General features: G+C 57.2%; 15 protein-coding genes, 1 tRNA gene and 1 pseudogene. 5 read left to right on the forward strand and 12 right to left on the reverse strand.

Annotation, left to right across the window (positions count from 1 at the left end; all coding sequences use genetic code 11):
• Positions 1-18: 18 nt before the first annotated feature.
• Positions 19-1143, forward strand: coding sequence for a histidinol-phosphate transaminase (hisC, locus tag ABJ205_RS00130; protein WP_348160461.1), 1125 nt, complete (start codon positions 19-21; stop codon positions 1141-1143).
• Positions 1140-2048 (forward strand): prephenate/arogenate dehydrogenase family protein, encoded by a 909-nt coding sequence (locus ABJ205_RS00135; RefSeq protein WP_348160391.1) that lies wholly within the window; start codon positions 1140-1142, stop codon positions 2046-2048. Before hisC ends, ABJ205_RS00135 begins: the two co-directional genes overlap by 4 nt.
• 61 nt (positions 2049-2109) lie before the next feature.
• On the opposite strand, the gene ABJ205_RS00140 is transcribed toward ABJ205_RS00135, so the two are convergent.
• The 4 genes from ABJ205_RS00140 to ftsE are packed head-to-tail and all read right to left on the reverse strand — an operon-like array spanning position 2110 to position 5118.
• On the reverse strand, positions 2110-2829 hold the full coding sequence (locus ABJ205_RS00140; protein WP_348160393.1) for a lysophospholipid acyltransferase family protein: 720 nt from the start codon (positions 2827-2829) through the stop codon (positions 2110-2112).
• Positions 2830-2866: 37 nt separating this feature from the next.
• Complete coding sequence (locus ABJ205_RS00145; protein WP_348160395.1) at positions 2867-3403, reverse strand: YdcF family protein; 537 nt, start codon at positions 3401-3403, stop codon at positions 2867-2869.
• Between the two features lie 21 nt (positions 3404-3424).
• Positions 3425-4369, reverse strand: a complete 945-nt coding sequence (locus ABJ205_RS00150; protein ID WP_348160396.1) for a cell division protein — start codon at positions 4367-4369, stop codon at positions 3425-3427.
• Positions 4366-5118, reverse strand: coding sequence for a cell division ATP-binding protein FtsE (gene ftsE / locus ABJ205_RS00155; RefSeq protein WP_348160397.1), 753 nt, complete (start codon positions 5116-5118; stop codon positions 4366-4368). Before ftsE ends, ABJ205_RS00150 begins: the two co-directional genes overlap by 4 nt.
• 164 nt (positions 5119-5282) lie before the next feature.
• On the opposite strand from ftsE, the gene ABJ205_RS00160 reads away from it, so the two are divergent.
• Positions 5283-6284 carry a zinc-ribbon domain-containing protein gene (locus tag ABJ205_RS00160; protein ID WP_348509970.1) on the forward strand — a complete coding sequence of 334 codons (1002 nt, stop codon included), beginning with the start codon at positions 5283-5285 and terminating at the stop codon, positions 6282-6284.
• A 27-nt stretch (positions 6285-6311) separates the two neighbouring features.
• Here the strand turns inward: ABJ205_RS00160 and ABJ205_RS00165 are convergent, their stop codons facing one another.
• Positions 6312-6566 (reverse strand): hypothetical protein, encoded by a 255-nt coding sequence (locus tag ABJ205_RS00165; protein WP_348160401.1) that lies wholly within the window; start codon positions 6564-6566, stop codon positions 6312-6314.
• A 206-nt stretch (positions 6567-6772) separates the two neighbouring features.
• On the opposite strand from ABJ205_RS00165, the gene ABJ205_RS00170 reads away from it, so the two are divergent.
• Positions 6773-6859, forward strand: a tRNA-Leu gene (locus tag ABJ205_RS00170).
• A 193-nt stretch (positions 6860-7052) separates the two neighbouring features.
• On the opposite strand, the gene ABJ205_RS00175 is transcribed toward ABJ205_RS00170, so the two are convergent.
• The gene (locus ABJ205_RS00175; RefSeq protein ID WP_348160465.1) at positions 7053-7607 is read right to left on the reverse strand and encodes a hypothetical protein; all 555 of its coding nucleotides are present in this window, start codon (positions 7605-7607) and stop codon (positions 7053-7055) included.
• Between ABJ205_RS00175 and ABJ205_RS00180 the strand changes: the two are divergent.
• A pseudogene (locus tag ABJ205_RS00180) lies at positions 7491-7856 on the forward strand (tyrosine-type recombinase/integrase); the annotation flags it as partial. The gene ABJ205_RS00175 and the pseudogene ABJ205_RS00180 overlap by 117 nt on opposite strands.
• Before the next feature lie 145 nt (positions 7857-8001).
• Here ABJ205_RS00180 and cobA read toward each other — a convergent pair.
• The 6 genes from cobA to ABJ205_RS00210 all read right to left on the reverse strand — a co-directional run bounded on the left by cobA (position 8002) and on the right by ABJ205_RS00210 (position 17385).
• A complete protein-coding gene (gene cobA, locus ABJ205_RS00185) occupies positions 8002-8796 on the reverse strand; it encodes a uroporphyrinogen-III C-methyltransferase (RefSeq protein WP_348160403.1) in 795 nt (264 codons plus the stop codon).
• Positions 8793-11369 carry a molybdopterin-dependent oxidoreductase gene (locus ABJ205_RS00190; RefSeq protein ID WP_348160404.1) on the reverse strand — a complete coding sequence of 859 codons (2577 nt, stop codon included), beginning with the start codon at positions 11367-11369 and terminating at the stop codon, positions 8793-8795. Before ABJ205_RS00190 ends, cobA begins: the two co-directional genes overlap by 4 nt.
• 9 nt (positions 11370-11378) lie before the next feature.
• The gene (nirD, locus tag ABJ205_RS00195; RefSeq protein ID WP_348160406.1) at positions 11379-11741 is read right to left on the reverse strand and encodes a nitrite reductase small subunit NirD; all 363 of its coding nucleotides are present in this window, start codon (positions 11739-11741) and stop codon (positions 11379-11381) included.
• Positions 11738-14257 (reverse strand): nitrite reductase large subunit NirB, encoded by a 2520-nt coding sequence (nirB, locus tag ABJ205_RS00200; protein WP_348160408.1) that lies wholly within the window; start codon positions 14255-14257, stop codon positions 11738-11740. Before nirB ends, nirD begins: the two co-directional genes overlap by 4 nt.
• Positions 14258-14302: 45 nt before the next feature.
• Positions 14303-15517, reverse strand: coding sequence for an alginate export family protein (locus tag ABJ205_RS00205; RefSeq protein ID WP_348160410.1), 1215 nt, complete (start codon positions 15515-15517; stop codon positions 14303-14305).
• Positions 15518-15681: 164 nt separating this feature from the next.
• The gene (locus ABJ205_RS00210; RefSeq protein ID WP_348160412.1) at positions 15682-17385 is read right to left on the reverse strand and encodes a nitrate ABC transporter ATP-binding protein; all 1704 of its coding nucleotides are present in this window, start codon (positions 17383-17385) and stop codon (positions 15682-15684) included.
• Positions 17386-17389: the final 4 nt, after the last annotated feature.

Genomic DNA, 17389 nt, shown 5'->3' on the forward strand with positions numbered 1-17389 from the left:
TTATCGCCCGATCCCGCTATGACCAACCGTCCTGAACCCAAGCCATACATATTAGGTATTCACGCATATGTGCCTGGCAAGTCCAGCGGCAGAGACGGTCGCCCTCTGGTGAAGCTGTCAGCCAATGAAAATCCACTCGGGTCATCGATTGCTGCAATGGAACAGCTTGAAACGCCGCGGGGTTCCTCGGCCGGCGCAGCGCCTTACCCGGACCCCGATGCCAAGGATTTGCGCGGCGCTCTTGCCCAACTTCATCAATTGGACGCAGATAAGGTTGTTTGCGGGACCGGTTCTGACGAGCTTCTCAATCTGGCGGCACAGGCTTTTGCAGGGGCTGGCGACGAAGTGTTGTTTTCGCGCCATTCTTTCGCTGTTTACGATATCGCTGCGCGCCGCTGCGGAGCAACGCCGGTTGAGGTCGATGACACTGATTTCACCGCTAATGTCGATGCGCTTCTGGCGGCAGTGAGCGATCGGACGCGGGTTTTGTTTCTTGCAAATCCCAACAATCCCACCGGCACTTGGCTCCCACCTGCCGAGGTGAAACGGCTCCACGCAGGGCTTCCTAGCCATGTGCTCCTTGTCGTCGACGAAGCTTACAGCGAATATCTAGCCCCCGAACATCAGATGATCGGCTTTGACCTTGCCAACGCGCATGAGAATGTTCTTGTCACCCGCACTTTTTCCAAGATTTACGGTCTGGCCGCTGAACGTATTGGCTGGGCGACAGGTGCGCCGCATATCATCGACGCGCTCAACCGGATTCGTGGACCGTTCAATGTGACGACTTCCGGCCAAAAGGCGGCGCTCGCTGCGGTTGGCGACCAAGGATTTGTCGAGATGAGCCGCGACCACAATACCGCGGAACGTGCGCGGTTTATCGAGGCGGTCAGCGCGCTTGGCAATCATGGGATTTCCTGTGTACCAAGCGAAGCGAACTTTGTCCTCGTGCGCTTTGAAGGCGAGGTGCAGGCCGAAACCGCGCTAAGGGCGCTGGCAAACGCTGGTTACGCCGTACGGCATTTACCGTCCCAAGGCCTGCCGAATGCTCTGCGCATTACGATCGGTAAAAGTGAAGATATGGCGAATGTCATTGACTGCCTTCGGTCGATTTGCGTCAATCTGAGCGGAGAAGCACAGTGAGCATTCAACACGTTGCCATTCTCGGACTTGGATTGCTTGGTGGGTCGGTTGGACTTGCCGTGCGAGAGCATGCCAACTCTATATCCACCACAGGTTATGATCGCGATGCTGATGTGCGCGGACGTGCCGCGGCGCTCGGGCTCGTTGATGAAGTATGCGAAATCCCGGCCGATGCGGTGCGCAATGCCGATTTGGTGATTTTGTGCGTACCCGTTGGAGCGATGGAGACGGCCGCGAGCGAATTGGCCCCGCATCTAAAGCCGAACGCAATCATCTCTGATGTCGGTTCGTCGAAAGAGAGCGTGACAAAGGCGCTTACCAACGCCCTTCCGGCTCACACGATCATCCCGGCGCACCCCGTCGCAGGGACAGAACATAGCGGGCCCGAGGCCGGTTTTGCATCGCTCTTCACCAATCGTTGGTGCATTTTGACCCCGCCTTTGGACGTTGACGAGACCGCTGTCGCAGCGCTGTCGGATTTCTGGGCAAAGCTTGGCGCGAAGGTCGAAATCATGGATGCGGCGCACCACGATCTGGTGCTGGCAGTAACCAGCCATATCCCCCACCTTATCGCCTATACGATTGTGGGCACAGCTAGCGATTTGGAAGAGGTTACCCGCTCAGAAGTCATCAAATACTCCGCTGGCGGATTTCGCGACTTCACCCGGATTGCTGCTTCTGATCCAGTGATGTGGCGCGATGTGTTCTTGAACAATAAGGGCGCCGTGCTCGAAGTTTTGGGACGCTTTACGGAAGACCTTACCGCTCTCCAACGTGCCATTCGTTCGGGTGACGGCGACACCTTGCACGACCTCTTCTCTCGTACGCGCGCGATCAGACGTGAGGTCATCGACCAAGGTCAGGACGACGAACGCCCTGACTTTGGACGTAAGGATCATTCTTGATTTGCGCTCACGAAGGCTCGCCGTCTTGACCACGCGGATGACCTGAGCTCTTACGAACAGCCTAGGCGCCGGCGGGAATGCCTCCAGCGGGCACGTTTTCACCTTTGTTGAGTGCATTGATCGCAAGGTGAACCTTGCGTTCCACCTCTGCGCGGGGAAGACCCGCTGGGATTGTCTGACCAACACAGTATGTGACGGTGCCCGGCTGTTTGATGATGCGGTGGTAAAACGGTCCACTGTTCACGGCGACCGGTACAACGGGCAAACCAAGCAGCTTGTAAATCCCGGCAAAGCCCGATTGCAAAGGCACCTCTTTTCCATGAGGTACGCGGGTTCCTTCGGGGAAAATGACCAACGGACGCCCTTCACCGACACGCAGTTTGGCCGTTGCAATCATCTTGCGTAGCGACTTTGCCCCGCCATCTCGGGCGACGGGCACAAGGCCATAGATACGCGCCGAGAACCCCCATCCTGGAATCCAGAACAACTCACGTTTTGCAAAAACAGTCGGGAAGCTAAACAAGCGCGGCATATCGATGGCTTCGAAAAAGCTCTCATGCTTGACGGCAATCAAGACCGGCTCATCCGGGATCACGCCCGTTTGGATGATTTTAATGTTGAGAACGGTCTCAACACACCAAAGGTGCCAATCCCCCCAGATCGCCACAACCTTCTTCAACGCCTCGCGTCCAAATGGGATCGCCAGCACTGATGCAATCACCAGAACAGCGCTAAACCCATAAAAAAGCGGGTAAAAGATAAGGTTGCGAATTACGGACACGTTTCACATTACAATGTAGATATGGGGGCGCGGGCACTCAATAGCCAAAAAGGCCTGCTATAAAACTGGCGATGAGCTTGTGATATTCAAGGAATAGGCTCGCAAGACTTGGCGCAGATGGTACCGCATCACGAACAATTGTTACGTTGTCAGGTAGGCGCCGCGATACCTCCCTGGCTGCTCTTCGCATATGCCAGTCTGTCGTCACAAGGCGAATGGATCGGATTTGCTGTTGCTCCACCCAAGAGGACGCCTCGGTCCCGTTGCCGCGCGTGTCAACTGCCATGAACCCAAGGGTGACGCAGCAATCCATTTGTGTCGGACGGACTTCAAATTCAGCAGCAAACTCTTCGGGTGTTACCTCTGGATCGACGCCGGTCACCAACATGCGCGGTGCAAGCCCCTGGTCAAGCACAGCGAGCCCTTGAGCGATGCGACCCGCGCCGCCCGTTGCCACGATCACGGCATCGGTTTTTTCATCGCCCGCAGGCTGAGGCAAGGAGACTGTGAACCACAAGAAACCCAAGGCCCAAACCATCACAAGAGTGGCTGCGATATTCCGAAACGTCTTCATGTCTGCCTGCAATATCGACCCTTAGAGCATGGACCTCAAGGCATATCCGATAGTTATTCGTCCCGTTAGGAGCGCAAGGCATATCCCTGCGACAGGAATAGCAGCGATGATGGCCCAATCGACCGGCCCAAGACCGCCGCCGCCCACCATTCCGCTATCAAGGCTGGAAAACTGCTGTCCCAAAAGCCAAACGGCTGCAAGGCCAATAACGAGCCCGATGATAGCCCCAAAGGCCGCTTCACGTATAACAGCGCGTTCAAACATGCGAGTGACCTGTGTGTCGGTTCCGCCCAACAAATGGACAATCTCGACAGTTTCGCGGTGATTGACAAAGGCGTTGCGCGAGGCAAGCCAAACGGCTGCTGCTGTGGCAAGAGAAACCAATATGATGAGCGCAAGAGCCAGATATTGCAGCGCTGCAAGGGCGTCATAGACCGGCCTTAGCCATTGTGACTGCGCATCAACACGGGCCCTGCCGTCCAGTGGTTCCAACGCTGCGTCAAGGACGCTCTGCAACTGCGCTAATTCATCACCTGACGCACGCCGGGAAAGCTCCACATCGATCAATGCAGGGATGGGCACATTGTCGCTCGCCGCGCCGCCGCCAAGCCAGGGTTCGAGCAACTCTTGCAGTTCATTTTCGGGTACAAGGCGCACCGATGTGACCAGCGGATGATCACCCAAGGCAGCGGTTGCGGCTTGTGCCTGGACGCTGCGAGCATCTGCGTCAGCTTCGATTATCTGGACCGTGACGGCATCGGCCAGGTCAGCGCGCGCATTCTGCGCCAAATTGCGCAAAGAAAGCCCTCCCGCTGCCGCAATAACGACCAGTGCAATCAAGATTGCGATCACCCAAGGGATCGGTCCGCTTAGCCGTGCAGGCGGGGCAAGACCCGCCGAAATGTCTTTGGCAGGTTTCAGATCGTCATTTTGAGAGCTGGCTTCGGGGAAAGGAGTTTCACTCATTTGCCGCCCCCTACTGGATCGACGCCTGCCCTTGATTTGGGAGCAGGAGGATAACGAAGCGCGCCCGTGGGGTCAGATAGGCGTCCCTTATTGAGCCGCATAATCAGGGATTCTGGCACTTTCTTGAGCAAATGCACATCGTGGGTGGCAACAATCACAGTGGTCCCGACACGGTGGTTGAGCGCTTCGAACAATCTTAGCAATTTGAGCGCCATTTCCGGGTCGACGTTACCTGTCGGTTCGTCCGCGATAAGGATTTGCGGCCGCGCAATCACCGCTCTTGCGATCGCAACGCGTTGCTGTTCACCGCCTGACATGGTCTCAGGAATCGCTTGCATGCGGTGCGACAGCCCGACCCATTCAAGCATATCGGAAACAGAACGCTGAACTTTGGCCTCATCGGTTCCAGCAAGCCGTAAAGGCAAAGCAACATTATCGAAGGCTGAGAGGTGTTGGACCAGTCGGAAGTCCTGAAACACGACGCCCAGACGCCTGCGAAAATCAGGCAATCGGCCTCGCGGCAAAGTGATCATGTCCTTGCCAAACATGCGGATGCTGCCGCGCGACGGGCGCTGTGAAAGATAAAGCAGCTTCAAAAGGCTTGTCTTGCCTGCCCCGCTGGCACCAGTGAGAAAGTAGAAGCTACCCGGAAAAAGGGTGAAAGACATATCAGACAGCACCTCAGCATCGGTGCCATAGCGTAGGCCCACATTGTCGAATTTCACAATTTCCGAAGGCCTGTCGCTCATGGCTTGGTAATTTATCAGCGTGCTCGCAGTTGGGGAAGCCCAAGCAAGTGCCAAACCCCGGCAATTCGCAAAGGTTGCCCCAAAAATGTGCTTCTATGTGGAAAAAGGGGCGGATTTGCTCCTTGCGCCGGTTAACACCCTTGTGAAGCGGCACAGTGTGATTCATGCATCTGTACGCAATGATCATCTCCTGCCCTGCCTGCGCAACACGCTATGCTGTACCCGAAACAGCCATCGGGCCAGAAGGGCGCACGGTACGCTGCGCCAAATGCAAACACAGCTGGTTTCAAGATTCCACCCCGCTTGAACTTGAAGACGAGGCGGACACCGCTGCAGCTACAACGCCCGAACCTGATCCCGCTTCCGCTGAAGCACCAGCAAAGGCCCCATCACCTGCACCCGTCCCGGCAACTGCCGACGCCCCCTCACCAGAACCCGTCCCATCCGAACAAGCCTCATCCACGGGGGGTTCTGACGCAAAGGTTCCAGGGCCTTCGGTTGATCATTGGCGCAGTGATGCGCAGGGTGAACCCACAAGCGCGGCAACCGCTGAAACCACGCAATCCGGTGAAGACAGCTTTGCTGGGACATCCGACCCTTTGGCAAACGCAGACGATGACGACCCGTATTTCGATGATGCGGATAGCGCCTTTGGCGATGATGATCACTACGATGGCCAACAAGACGAATACGATGACGAGGCGTCGAGCTTTGATTATCGCCCGCCATTCACGCGGCCACGCAATTCGCTCAAGATGTGGACCATCGCAGCGGCTGTCTTTGCGACCCTTGCAACAGGCACGGTTCTCGCGGCCAATTACTATGGTCTTCCCGACTGGGTCCCAATTCAGCGGCCAGAATTTGGCATCGGCAAATCCGACCTAGAGCTCGATTTCCCAGCAAGCCAGCAACGCAAAGAAGTGCTGGAAAGCGGCGAAGAGATTTTCCAAGTGCGCGGATCGATCAACAATGTCGGACAAGAGAGCGTTGGCGTCCCCAGCCTCTTGATTGTGTTTCGCGATGCACGCGAAAAGAGTGTTTATTCTTGGGTCGTGGTCCCGTCCAAACGCGAACTTGCACCAGGCGAAAGCCTGAATGTGACAGAGGCGATCACGGATATTCCACCATCCGCACAGGCCGCAGAGATCGGCTGGTCGCCCAACTGACGGGCAATCTGCCGAGCTGAAAAGCTCTTAGTTAAATTCGACCCACTCTGTGCCCGCGGCATCGCGCCCGCGCTGCATTCCATTAACTGATGCGTTTGGCGCTTGAGTGCTGGCAGCTTGCAACTGCGAAAAATCGATCCGTGCAGGGCGAAGAACACGGGCGCTGGCACGAGCTTGTACAGCAACCGGACGCGCTCTTGATGCTGGCGAAGCTGCGGAAGCCTCAGCAATCTGCGGTGCCGCGCTTTGGGCGACGATTAAGAGGGCAGCGGTGAAGCTCATGCGAGATGGTTACGAGCGCGTTCACCATTTCTGCAAGTACGTCAGAAACCTTATCCCGATGCGGGACACAGGGCCTTGAGATGTTAATTGCGATGCCCACAACGCCGGTAAGCATCAAAGCCCTTGCGCACGCGCAAACCCCTTGCTAGTGGCGCGCTCCTACCAGGGGCAGTGAGCGAGTCTTGCCGCCCTTTACCTGAAAGAGTGCGGTCGTGGCGGAACTGGTAGACGCGCAACGTTGAGGTCGTTGTGGGCTAACGCCCGTGGAAGTTCGAGTCTTCTCGACCGCACCAAACAGTCCATATCGTCAGACCAAGTTCCCCATGCAGGGTGAGCTGCTGACAGGAACGGCGCAGTTCTGCGCCATTCGTGCCGTGCCCCTTATGGAATTGCGGTCAGAGACTGCTGTCATTCATCGGCTTTAGACGCAAAAAAGGGCGCCTGTCTCAGTCGCCCAGTATTCTGACTGCAATCGATTATTGCGCCTTAGCCGATGCCGAGCCTCGTTCGGCATCGACCATTCTCTTCAGCAATGCTGGCGATTGATCGCTCGGGGCTTTCTTCAATCAGTTTGCGAGCCGCCAGCGCCTCAGCGATTAGCGCAATGAGCTTCGGGTCACGCTGCGCTAGTGTGCTGCGCTCGGGGTCTTTACCCGGAATGATGAAGCGAAGCTGATGCCCGAGTCTCACCTTTACGGCTGGGATACAGATCGAGATTGGCGGCGCGTCATTCTGGCCTTGAGGAAGGATAAGCGCATCCATCAGGCCAGCTTTGTTGAGCTGGACCGTGATATCGGTCTCAGTCAGATTTGTGCGATCAACCAAGGCGTTGATGAGGCCTGCCTTCTTATCGCCGGTCCCGCTTCTCAGGTTTGCCACTAGCAAATTTGCTTTGGCCAGCGCCTGCTCCAGCCACCGCGCATCAAGCCCATCCTGGGTCAATTTGAGATTGCCAAGGATGCATGAAAAAGCCTGTTCGCGTGGCTTGAACTTCGTGGAGGAGCGGTCGAGGACTTTGTCTTTCCCAGCCGGGTTGATCATGCCCGCTATCTCAGCACTTGCCAGTACGCTCGGCTAGTCGATGAGTGGGTCAAAGCGATTGGTTTGCGACCTGCTGAATATGGCACCCACTCACTGCGGAGGACCACGGCTTCGATTATCTACAAGGCTACGGGAAACATAAGAGCCATCCAGATCTTGCTTGGTCATTCCAAGATCGAAAACTCCGTCCGATACCTGGGCGTCGATATTAAGGATGCGCTCATGCTCGCTGAGAAGACCGAAATCTGACTGTTTCTGGGCGTCAGCCCACGATGGGCTGGCGTTTGCTTTTGGGGTGAAAGCAGACATCTCGGTGTTTGCAGATAAGCTTCAGCTTGGCTGTGCCTCCCAAGCTTTTCGATAACGTTTCATATAGATTCCTATGACCAGGCATTCAGAGCTGTGCACGAGTGTTTCCCCGCCGTAGTTTGGCAGGCGAGCACAGCGCAGCGCCGACAGCTTCGCCAATTAGGATGAGCGCGGGACCATCTCCAAGGACCGTGCCAGCAGAGATCGGAAGGAGCTCCAAATCGGAAACAAAGCGTTTTTCTTCTGGGAGGCTGACATTTTCAATAAGCACGACAGGGGTTTCAGCTGCCAGCCCTGCATCCAACAGACCGCGCGAGATATGCGATGCGGAGCTTTTACCCATGTAAACAGCGATTGTTGCCTGCGGATCGGCCAATGACGCCCAATCCAGCTCAGGAACTACGCCGCCTTTTGTGTGTGCGGTGACAAAAGTCAGGCGGCGCGCAAGGCCGCGTTTTGTCAGAGAGGCAGTGAGCGAGGCGGCGGCGGCGCTTGCTGTGGTGACACCGGCGCAAACCTGAACCAATATGCCGCTTTCTTGGCAGGCGGTGATCTCCTCTTCTGAGCGCCCAAAGATGGAGGGGTCGCCTCCTTTGAGGCGCAGGACACGTCGGCCTTGCTTGGCGGCCTTTACGATCAAATCACAGATCAGCGGCTGGGGCGCTGAATGGCGCCCTGCGCGCTTGCCCACCGATGTGATAGCCGTGCTTTGCGGGATAAGGTCGAGGATGCCTTGGCTCACCAATGCATCGTGGAAAACGATGTCTGCCTCGCACAGCAGGCGTTCGGCTTTGCGGGTGAGAAGTTCGGGATCGCCGGGACCTGCGCCAACAAGCCAGACGGTGCCTTTGGGAAAGTCGCTGGGCGCACCGTCGGTCATTCGGCGGCTTCCTTTATCTCTTGCACAGCGCTTTCAAGCATACGGGCAAGCTCTGGGCGGCATGATCCGCAATTGTTGCCCGCGCGGCAAGACCTGCCGATGGCGGGCAGAGTGTTTGCGCCTCCTGCGATTGCATCCTCAATCTCAAATGTGCCGATGTCATGGCACACGCACACAATCGCGCCTCGGTCTGGTCCGGCCACGCGGGGGCGTCCGGCAAGCAGCGCGGGGAGGTCTTCGAGAGGTTCGCCCAATTGCTTTGCCACCCAATCGCGCGCTGGCAAATCTCCGTTGCGCGTGATGAACAATGCCGCGTCTAGAACGCCGCCCTCATCGCAAACAGCAAAGCGCTGCATGCCTTTGGAGGGGAAGCTAACCTCGCTCAATGCTCCGACAGGGAGCAGGCTTGCGAAATCCAATTCCTGCATCCCGGCAAGTTCATAAAGCCAGCCGCCTTCGACCCGGCTTTTTACCCAATATTCGCCCAAGAAGGTTTCGGGCGCGGTCTCCACGTTAATGCGCGAAACGAGAAAGCCGCGCCATGCTGGCACCACAGATTCTAGGAAGGCGGGCGCGTCTTTAAATCCGGGTTGGCCGGAGAATGGGTCTGTGTCATCGCTTGAAAGTTTGCCGGTGCGCCCGGCGCTGGCGGTGATGTCGGTCCAGTGCATGGGGACGCACAATGTGCCGCGTTGCTGGCCAGCGCTCAATTGCGCGCGGTATAGGCTGGAGCCGTGCTTGGTCGCGACCTTAGCAAGGTCGCCGTCCGCAATGCCCAGAGCCAGCGCGTCATCGTGATGCACTTCGACCAGAGGCTCGCGGCGGTGATGCGCGAGCCGCGGGCTGTACCCGGTGCGTGTCATGGTGTGCCATTGATCGCGGTAACGCGCGGTGTTGAGGCGCATGGGGAAAGCGTCTGGCAGTGGGCGGCGCTCCGGCGCGCTCACCGGGATCAATTTCGCCTTGCCAGACCGGGTGGGATAGCCTGCGGCAAGAGGGTGATCACCGCCCCAACGAAACGGTTCCATCGCCTCATATTCATCGTCTGAGCAGTCTGCCCAGTGGGTCATATCAAGCTTGCGCCCGCGAGCCGCTGAAATCGCAGTCATTGCGCAATATTCGCGGAATACGCTGGCCGGTGTGTCAAAATCGAAGGCAGCTTCAAAGCCCATCGCGCGGGCCACATCGACCATGATGCGCCAATCTGCGCGGGCTTCTCCGGGAGCAGGGAACAGAGCGCGCTGGTGGCTCACCACACGCTCCGAATTGGTGACGGTTCCGTCCTTCTCGCCCCAGCCAAGCGCGGGGAGCTTAATATGGGCGAGCCGCCCTGTGTCGGTGTCTTCCAGCACTTCGGAGATCACAACTGTCTCGCAGCGTTCCAATGCTTCGCGCACGCGGGAGGCGTTGGGCATGGAGACCGCTGGATTGGTCGCCATGACCCAGATGAACTTGATATCGCCCCGGTGCACGGCCTCGAACATATCGACGGCTTTAAGGCCCATGTCTTGGCTGATGCGGTCCGTTTGCCAGAACTCGCCGACCGCTGAGCGTTCCTCATCGGAAAAGCCCATATGGCAGGCGAGCATATTGGCAAGCCCGCCCACTTCGCGCCCACCCATCGCATTGGGCTGACCGGTGATCGAGAAGGGTCCCGCGCCGCGCCGGTTTATGTGGCCAGTCGCCAAGTGGAGGTTGATGATCGCATTGCCCTTGTCCGTGCCGCAGCGCGATTGGTTTGCGCCTTGGCTGAATAAGGTGATGAGGTTTTGCGAGCCCGCGACCATTTGCGTCAATTCAGCGAACAATTGCGGGTCAATGCCGTGGTCTGGCGAACGGCTGTCCCAGAACCCTTCCGGCACTTCGCAGGTCTCAGCAACTTTGGCGTGGTCCAGATCGCTTGCCGCCAAAAGAGCATCAAACAAGGCAACATCACCGTCGGGCTCAACCGAAATATGTAGGTCTGCGCGTTCAGCGGTTTCGGTGCGGCGCGGGTCTATAACGACGAGCTTAGTGCCGTTTTCCTCACGCGCTTTTTCGATCCGCTGCCAGATCACCGGATGGCACCATGCAGTGTTGGAGCCGACCAGCAGGATCACATCGGCATGGTCCAAATCCTCATAAGTGCACGGCACGATATCTTCGCCAAAGGCACGGTTGTGCGCGGCCACGGCGCTCGCCATACAAAGGCGCGAGTTTGTGTCGATGTTTGAGGAGCCGACAAAGCCCTTCATCAGCTTATTGGCGATGTAATAATCTTCAGTGAGCAGCTGGCCTGAGACATAGAAAGCAACGCTGTCTGGCCCGTGTTCGTCTATGCACGTTTTCATGCGTGAGGCGACCTCGGTGGTGGCTTGGTCCCAGCTGACGGGCTCGCCCCCGATCATCGGGAGGAGCAAGCGCCCCTCAAGCCCAACGGTCTCCCCCAAATGCGTGCCTTTAGAGCATAGCGAACCGCGATTGGCGGGGTGATCGACATCGCCCTCAATTGTGACCGATCGCTTGCCCGTGACGCTTGCCTTGATGCCGCATCCTACACCGCAATACGCACAGGTGGTTTTGATCGATCGCACGGCTGTTCTCTAGACCGCTTGGCGCGTCAATATGGCCGCGCGGTCAAGCCAGATCAAGTCCTCTTCAACCTTAAGCGGGATGGTAGGCGTGCAGCCTTCATCCTCGCCCAAAGCCTCTCCAGACCTTAGTGAAATGCGCCAGTTGTGCAGCGGGCACGACACGCTATCGCCATGGACGATACCTTGTGAAAGCGGTCCGCCTTTGTGGGGGCATTTGTTGACCAGCGCGTAGAATTCACCGCCAATGGTGTGGAATATCGCGATCTCGCCATTTCCTTCAGGCGCGCCTTCGACAGGGACAGTGCCGGCCATGCCCGGCTCAATCGAAGAGGGCGCGCAAATGCTCACCCAGTCTGGTGTTGAGACGCTCATTCGGCGGGTTCCACTTCTTTGATTGCGCCGTCCGCAGGCGGTCCTGCACCGATAGAACCAACGTGGCTGTGCAAGTCCTTGCGTGCGCCCGCAGCACGCTCAGCCCACGGATCATCCTGCATGAAGCTTTGCGAATAGCGGAAGCGTTCAGCCAGCGTCGGAATGGTCGCCGGGTCATCGAACAATTGCGATTTCACCCATTCCAGACCCTTGCGCTCCACCCACGGGGCAGTGCGTTCAAGGTACCATGCATCCTCGCGGTAAAGCTGGATGAAGGCTGCGCTAAGTTCCAGCGCTTCCTCTTCGGTTTCCACCCGTCCGACTAAATCGGTGACGCGCACTTTAATGCCGCCATTGCCGCCGATGTGAATTTCATAGCCGCTGTCGACACAGATCACGCCAAAGTCTTTGATGGTCGCTTCGGCACAGTTCCTTGGGCAGCCGCTAACGGCCATCTTGAACTTATGCGGCATCCAGCTGCCCCAGCTCATCTGTTCAAGCTTGATCCCAAGTCCAGTGGAATCCTGCGTTCCAAAGCGGCACCATTCAGAGCCAACGCAAGTTTTCACCGTGCGCAAAGATTTGCCGTAAGCGTGGCCAGAAACCATGCCAGCGGCATTGAGGTCTGCCCAAACGGCGGGTAGGTCTTCCTTTTTGATCCCAAAGATATCGAGACGCTGACCGCCGGTGACTTTCACCATGCGCGCGTTGTATTTCTCAGTCACATTGGCAATCGCGCGCAGCTCGCGCGGATTGGTGACGCCGCCCCACATACGCGGGACCACAGAGTAAGTGCCGTCTTTTTGAATGTTGGCGTGAAGCCGCTCGTTTACAAAACGGCTCTTCTGATCATCGACATATTCACCTGGGGCTGCGCACAGCAGGTAATAGTTCAATGATGGGCGGCATTTGGAACAACCATCGGGCGTAGACCAATGCATCTCCTGCATGACTTCGGGGATCGATGAAAAGCCGCGCTCAGCGATCGCTTTGCGCACATCATCATGGCCAAAGCTGGTGCAGCCGCACATGGTTTGCGCGCTTTCCTCAACCTCATCGCCCAGCGTCAGGGCAAGCAGGTTCTCGACCAGATCGGTGCATGATCCGCAGCTTGCAGAGGCTTTGCACCCGCCGCGCACCGCATCAAGGCTGTTTGCGCCTTCTTTGATGCATGAAACAACTTGGCCCTTGGACACGCCGTTGCAGCCGCAGATTTCTGCGTCGTCCGAAAGTGCTGCAACGGCCGCGCTAGGGTCCAGCGCGGCCCCTCCCGAGGCAAAGGCCTGCCCAAAGATGAGCGCCTCCCTTATCTCGGAGATGTCTTCCTCTTTTTTGAGGAGGTCGAAATACCAATTGCCGTCCGCTGTATCGCCATAAAGGACCGCGCCAATGATCTTGTCATCATTGACAACCACACGCTTGTAAATCCCGCGTGATGCGTCGCGCATGACGATGTCTTCGCAATCCTCTCCGCCCGAAAAATCGCCAGCGGAAAAGAGGTCAACGCCAGAGACCTTAAGCTTGGTCGATGTGACGGAGCCTTCGTAAGGTTTCGGCGTTTCAGCAAGGCCGGCGGCCAAGGAACGGCACATGTCCCAAAGGGGTGCGACAAGGCCATAGCATTGCTCGCGGTGCTGAACGCATTCACCGACCGCAAGCAGATTAGGGTCCGAGGTGACCATATGGTCATCGACCACAATCCCGCGTTCCACCATCACGCCTGATGATTTGGCAAGCGTGCCGTTGGGACGGATGCCGACAGCCATAATGACCAGATCGGCTTCGATTCCGGTGCCGTCTTTCAGTTTGACCCCGCCGACTTTGCCATCCTTTTCGATGATCTCTCCGGTATCAGCGCCAGTGAGGATTTTTATTCCCCGGCCTTCGAGCTCCGATTTGAGTAGGTATCCCGCTGCCTCATCGAGCTGACGCTCCATCAAGGTGGGCATCAGGTGAAGGACGGTTACATCCATGCCGCGCAGCGAAAGACCGTGCGCTGCTTCAAGCCCCAGCAAGCCACCGCCGATAACGACAGCCTTGGAACTGGTGTTCGCCGCCTCCAGCATGGTCTCAACATCGTCGAGATCGCGGAAGGTGACGACGCCGGGCAGATCCTTGCCCGGCACCGGAATGACGAAGGGATCGGAACCTGTGGCGATCAAAAGCTTATCATAGCTCTCGATGCGTCCGGCCCTTGAGACAACTTGGCAAGCCTCACGGTCAATGTGAATAACGGGATCACCGCTCACGAGAGTGATCCCGTTATCCTCATACCACTGGGTGGTATTGATCACGATCTCATCAAAGCTTTTCTCGCCTGCAAGGACGGGGGATAGCATGATGCGATTGTAGTTTACCCGCGGTTCGGCACCGAAAATTGTGATGGCATAGCGGTCAGGCGCCAGGCTGAGGATCTCCTCCACCGCGCGGCAGCCTGCCATGCCATTGCCAATCACCACGAGGCGCTCTTGAGGGGCCACTGATGTGCCTTTCTCAAATCCGGTCTGCGCGTTCACTGTGTATCTCCGTCGAATTTTTGGATAGTTTAGCCAAGGCCGAGATCAGAAACTGATCCCGGCTTGGAGGGTGAGCTTTTGGGTGTCCGTGGCAAAGCTGTTGGCGTTGTAATTGCTGTATTTCGCAAGCATGCCGACCGGGCCGACTTTGAAAGCCACCACGGCATCCCACTCTGTGCCGTAATCAATGCCGCCAATGTCGCTGTTGAAGTCGTGATAGGTCACGAAAGCGCGAAGACCGGGAAGGGCAGGGACTTTGAAACTCTTAGAGAGCGTCACATATTTGTCCTGAAGTCCGGTTGCAGGCGTCGCAAGGAAAAGGTCGGCAAATCCGTTGAACTTGTGACCCGTGGCAAGCGGGGTTTGGAAGGCTTGAACGCCGCCATCTGTACCAAGCTCTTCATAACCCACTTTAAGGCCGAACCCTGAAATGCTCGTGCCGAGTTCAGCGGCGATATAATCAGCGCTGTAATCAACCGGGTTTGCGCCAGTGTCAGACTGTGTCGCAAATTCGAGACGGCCATTGAGCTTTAGCGGACCTGCTGGAACGCTGGCAGTGAGGTATGCGCCGTAAGATGTGCTCGATGCGCCAACCCGCGTGTCGTAATCGAGGTCATAGACATATGCGCCCAGCTTCACCGGCTTCAGGTCAACGCCCGCGTTCAAAAAGATTAAGTCGCCGTCGAAGTCTTCGTTTGGTGAGCGCGAGCCAAAGATCGTGTTTTGCTGAATTGCGTAAGTCGCATCGAGGTTGACCGGGCCAAACTTGGCTGTGCCGCGAACCGCGTCAAAGGTTTGCTCGTTCTGTCTCCAACCCACATTGCCAACAAAGCGCGCATTGCCAAGGATGATGCGCTGGCGGCCAACGGTGACCCCATATCCGCCCTTATTATAGCCCACTTGCAGACGGTTCAGCTGAAAGCTGTTCGGGTCTGCGACAACAGGGAAGGGCTCAATCCCGTTCTGGGGGATCGTGTCGTTGAAGTCATCGACAAGGGCGACGGTGCCTTCAGCTTCGGCGAGCAATGAAAAGCCATCGCTTGAGATTTTGGCCCCCGCTCTGGTGCGGATGGTGACCGAGTCTGCGGCATCAGCAAAGATCGCATCTTGGTCCGATGTTTCATAGCGAAGGCGCACATCGAGGATGGGGTCGAGAGTAACGCCTTCGGCGACCTCAACCGGATCAAGCGGGCCAGCAATACCAGGTGAAGCTGCTGTAAGAGCGGCGAGAACGGCGAGAGTACTAACTGTGTGACGCATGTGTTTTCCCTTCTTCGCCCCGAACCTAGGGGCGCTGGTTTTGTGGGATGCCGAGCGTCATTGCTCAGGGCCTTAAGGTGCGAGAAGAGCACCGATGGAGAGGTGTGGCTTTTTCGAAGGACAGCGCCATTGCTGCGCCTTCACCACCTGGAAGCTTGGTTGGGTCAGGCGGCTTTTGCGCCCGGCCCATGGTCGTATTCGGCAAGGAAGTGCAAAACCTCCTGACGATATTGGTAGAATTTCGGATCTTCGAGCAGCTCCTTGCGATTGCGCGGGCGCGGCAGATCGACTTTGAGAACCTTGCCAATCGTGGCGCGCGGGCCGTTGGTCATCATGACCACGCGGTCTGCGAGAAGGATCGCTTCGTCCACATCGTGCGTGACCATGATCGCGGTCACTTTGGTGCGGTTCCACGTCTCGACCAGCACGTCTTGGAGGTCCCAACGGGTGAGGCTGTCTAGCATTCCGAAAGGCTCATCAAGGAGCAGCAAGCGCGGTGACAGCGCAAAGGCGCGGGCAATACCGACACGTTGGCGCATGCCATTTGACATTTCAGCGGCGAGCTTGTCTTTCGCATCAACCAAACCAACCCGGTCGAGGTAATAGTCGACAATATCGCCGCGTTCAGCCTTGGAGGCATGCGGATAAACCCGCTCCACGCCCAGCGACACATTCTGGCGCGCGGTAAGCCATGGCATCAGGCTGGGTGCTTGGAAGACCACAGCTTTGTCGGGGCCAGCGCTCTCAATCTCGCGGTTGTTCAGCACAATGCCGCCGCCGCTGATCTCATTAAGGCCCGCTGCCATAGTGAGCACCGTTGACTTGCCACAGCCCGAGTGGCCGATGAGCGAGATAAACTCGCCCTTGTCCATGAGGAGGTTAAAATCCTCGACGACTTTCAATGGCCCCTTAGGAGTGGGGTACACTTTGTCGAGCTTAAAGAACTCAAGGTAACGTTGTTTGACAGCGCTTTTTGCCGCATCGAGGTACGCTTGGGGCAGCTCCTCCTCTTTCTTCTTTGCAAGAAGATCGATCGGCGTGACCTTGGGAAGCTCATTCTCGCTATCGCCCACTGTTCCAGATTCTGAATTGAGCGAACCCAGATAGCCGACGATTTCTTTACGCAAAGCTTGGTAGTTGAGATCAACATTCACCGCTTCACGGTCGCGCGGGCGGGCAACGTTCACGTCGTAAACCTTGCCAATCTTGGCCGCTGGCGCAGGGGTTAGAACTGCGATCCGATCAGCCAAGAGCAAGGCCTCATCCACGTCATTGGTGACGAGGAGAATGGTGCGGCCTTCTTCTTTGCGAATACGCTCAATCTCGTCCTGCAACTTTGCACGGGTGAGAGCGTCGAGCGCTGAAAGCGGCTCGTCGAGGAGCAGGATTTCCGGCTCCATCGCCAAAGCACGGGCCACCGCCACACGTTGACGCATGCCGCCTGAAAGCTGAGCCGGCTTGCGATCCATCGCGTGGTCGAGGCCCACCAACGCGACCTTCTGTTCTACCAGAGCGGCGCGGTCTTCTTTGCTGCGATCCTTGTGGACCGCATCGACCGCAAGAGCGACGTTTTGCTCAACCGAAAGCCATGGAAAAAGCGAGTATGATTGGAACACAAGGCCCCGCTCTCTATCCGGTCCATCGATGGCTTTCCCGCGAAGGGTCATGGAACCGCTGTCCGGTTCAACCAGCCCCGCGATCGAATTGATCAGTGTCGTCTTGCCAGCGCCCGAAAAGCCAAGGATAGCAACGAATTCGCCTTCCTTCATTTCAAGATCGATACCGCCCAGCACATGGGTCACTTCGCCGGTTTTCGCTGTGTAATCCTTGCGGACGTCTTTAAGCGATAGAAAAGGTGTGTCAGTCATCTGT

The organism is Erythrobacter sp., assembly GCF_039988855.1.
In the GTDB taxonomy this organism is placed as follows: Bacteria; Pseudomonadota; Alphaproteobacteria; order Sphingomonadales; family Sphingomonadaceae; genus Erythrobacter.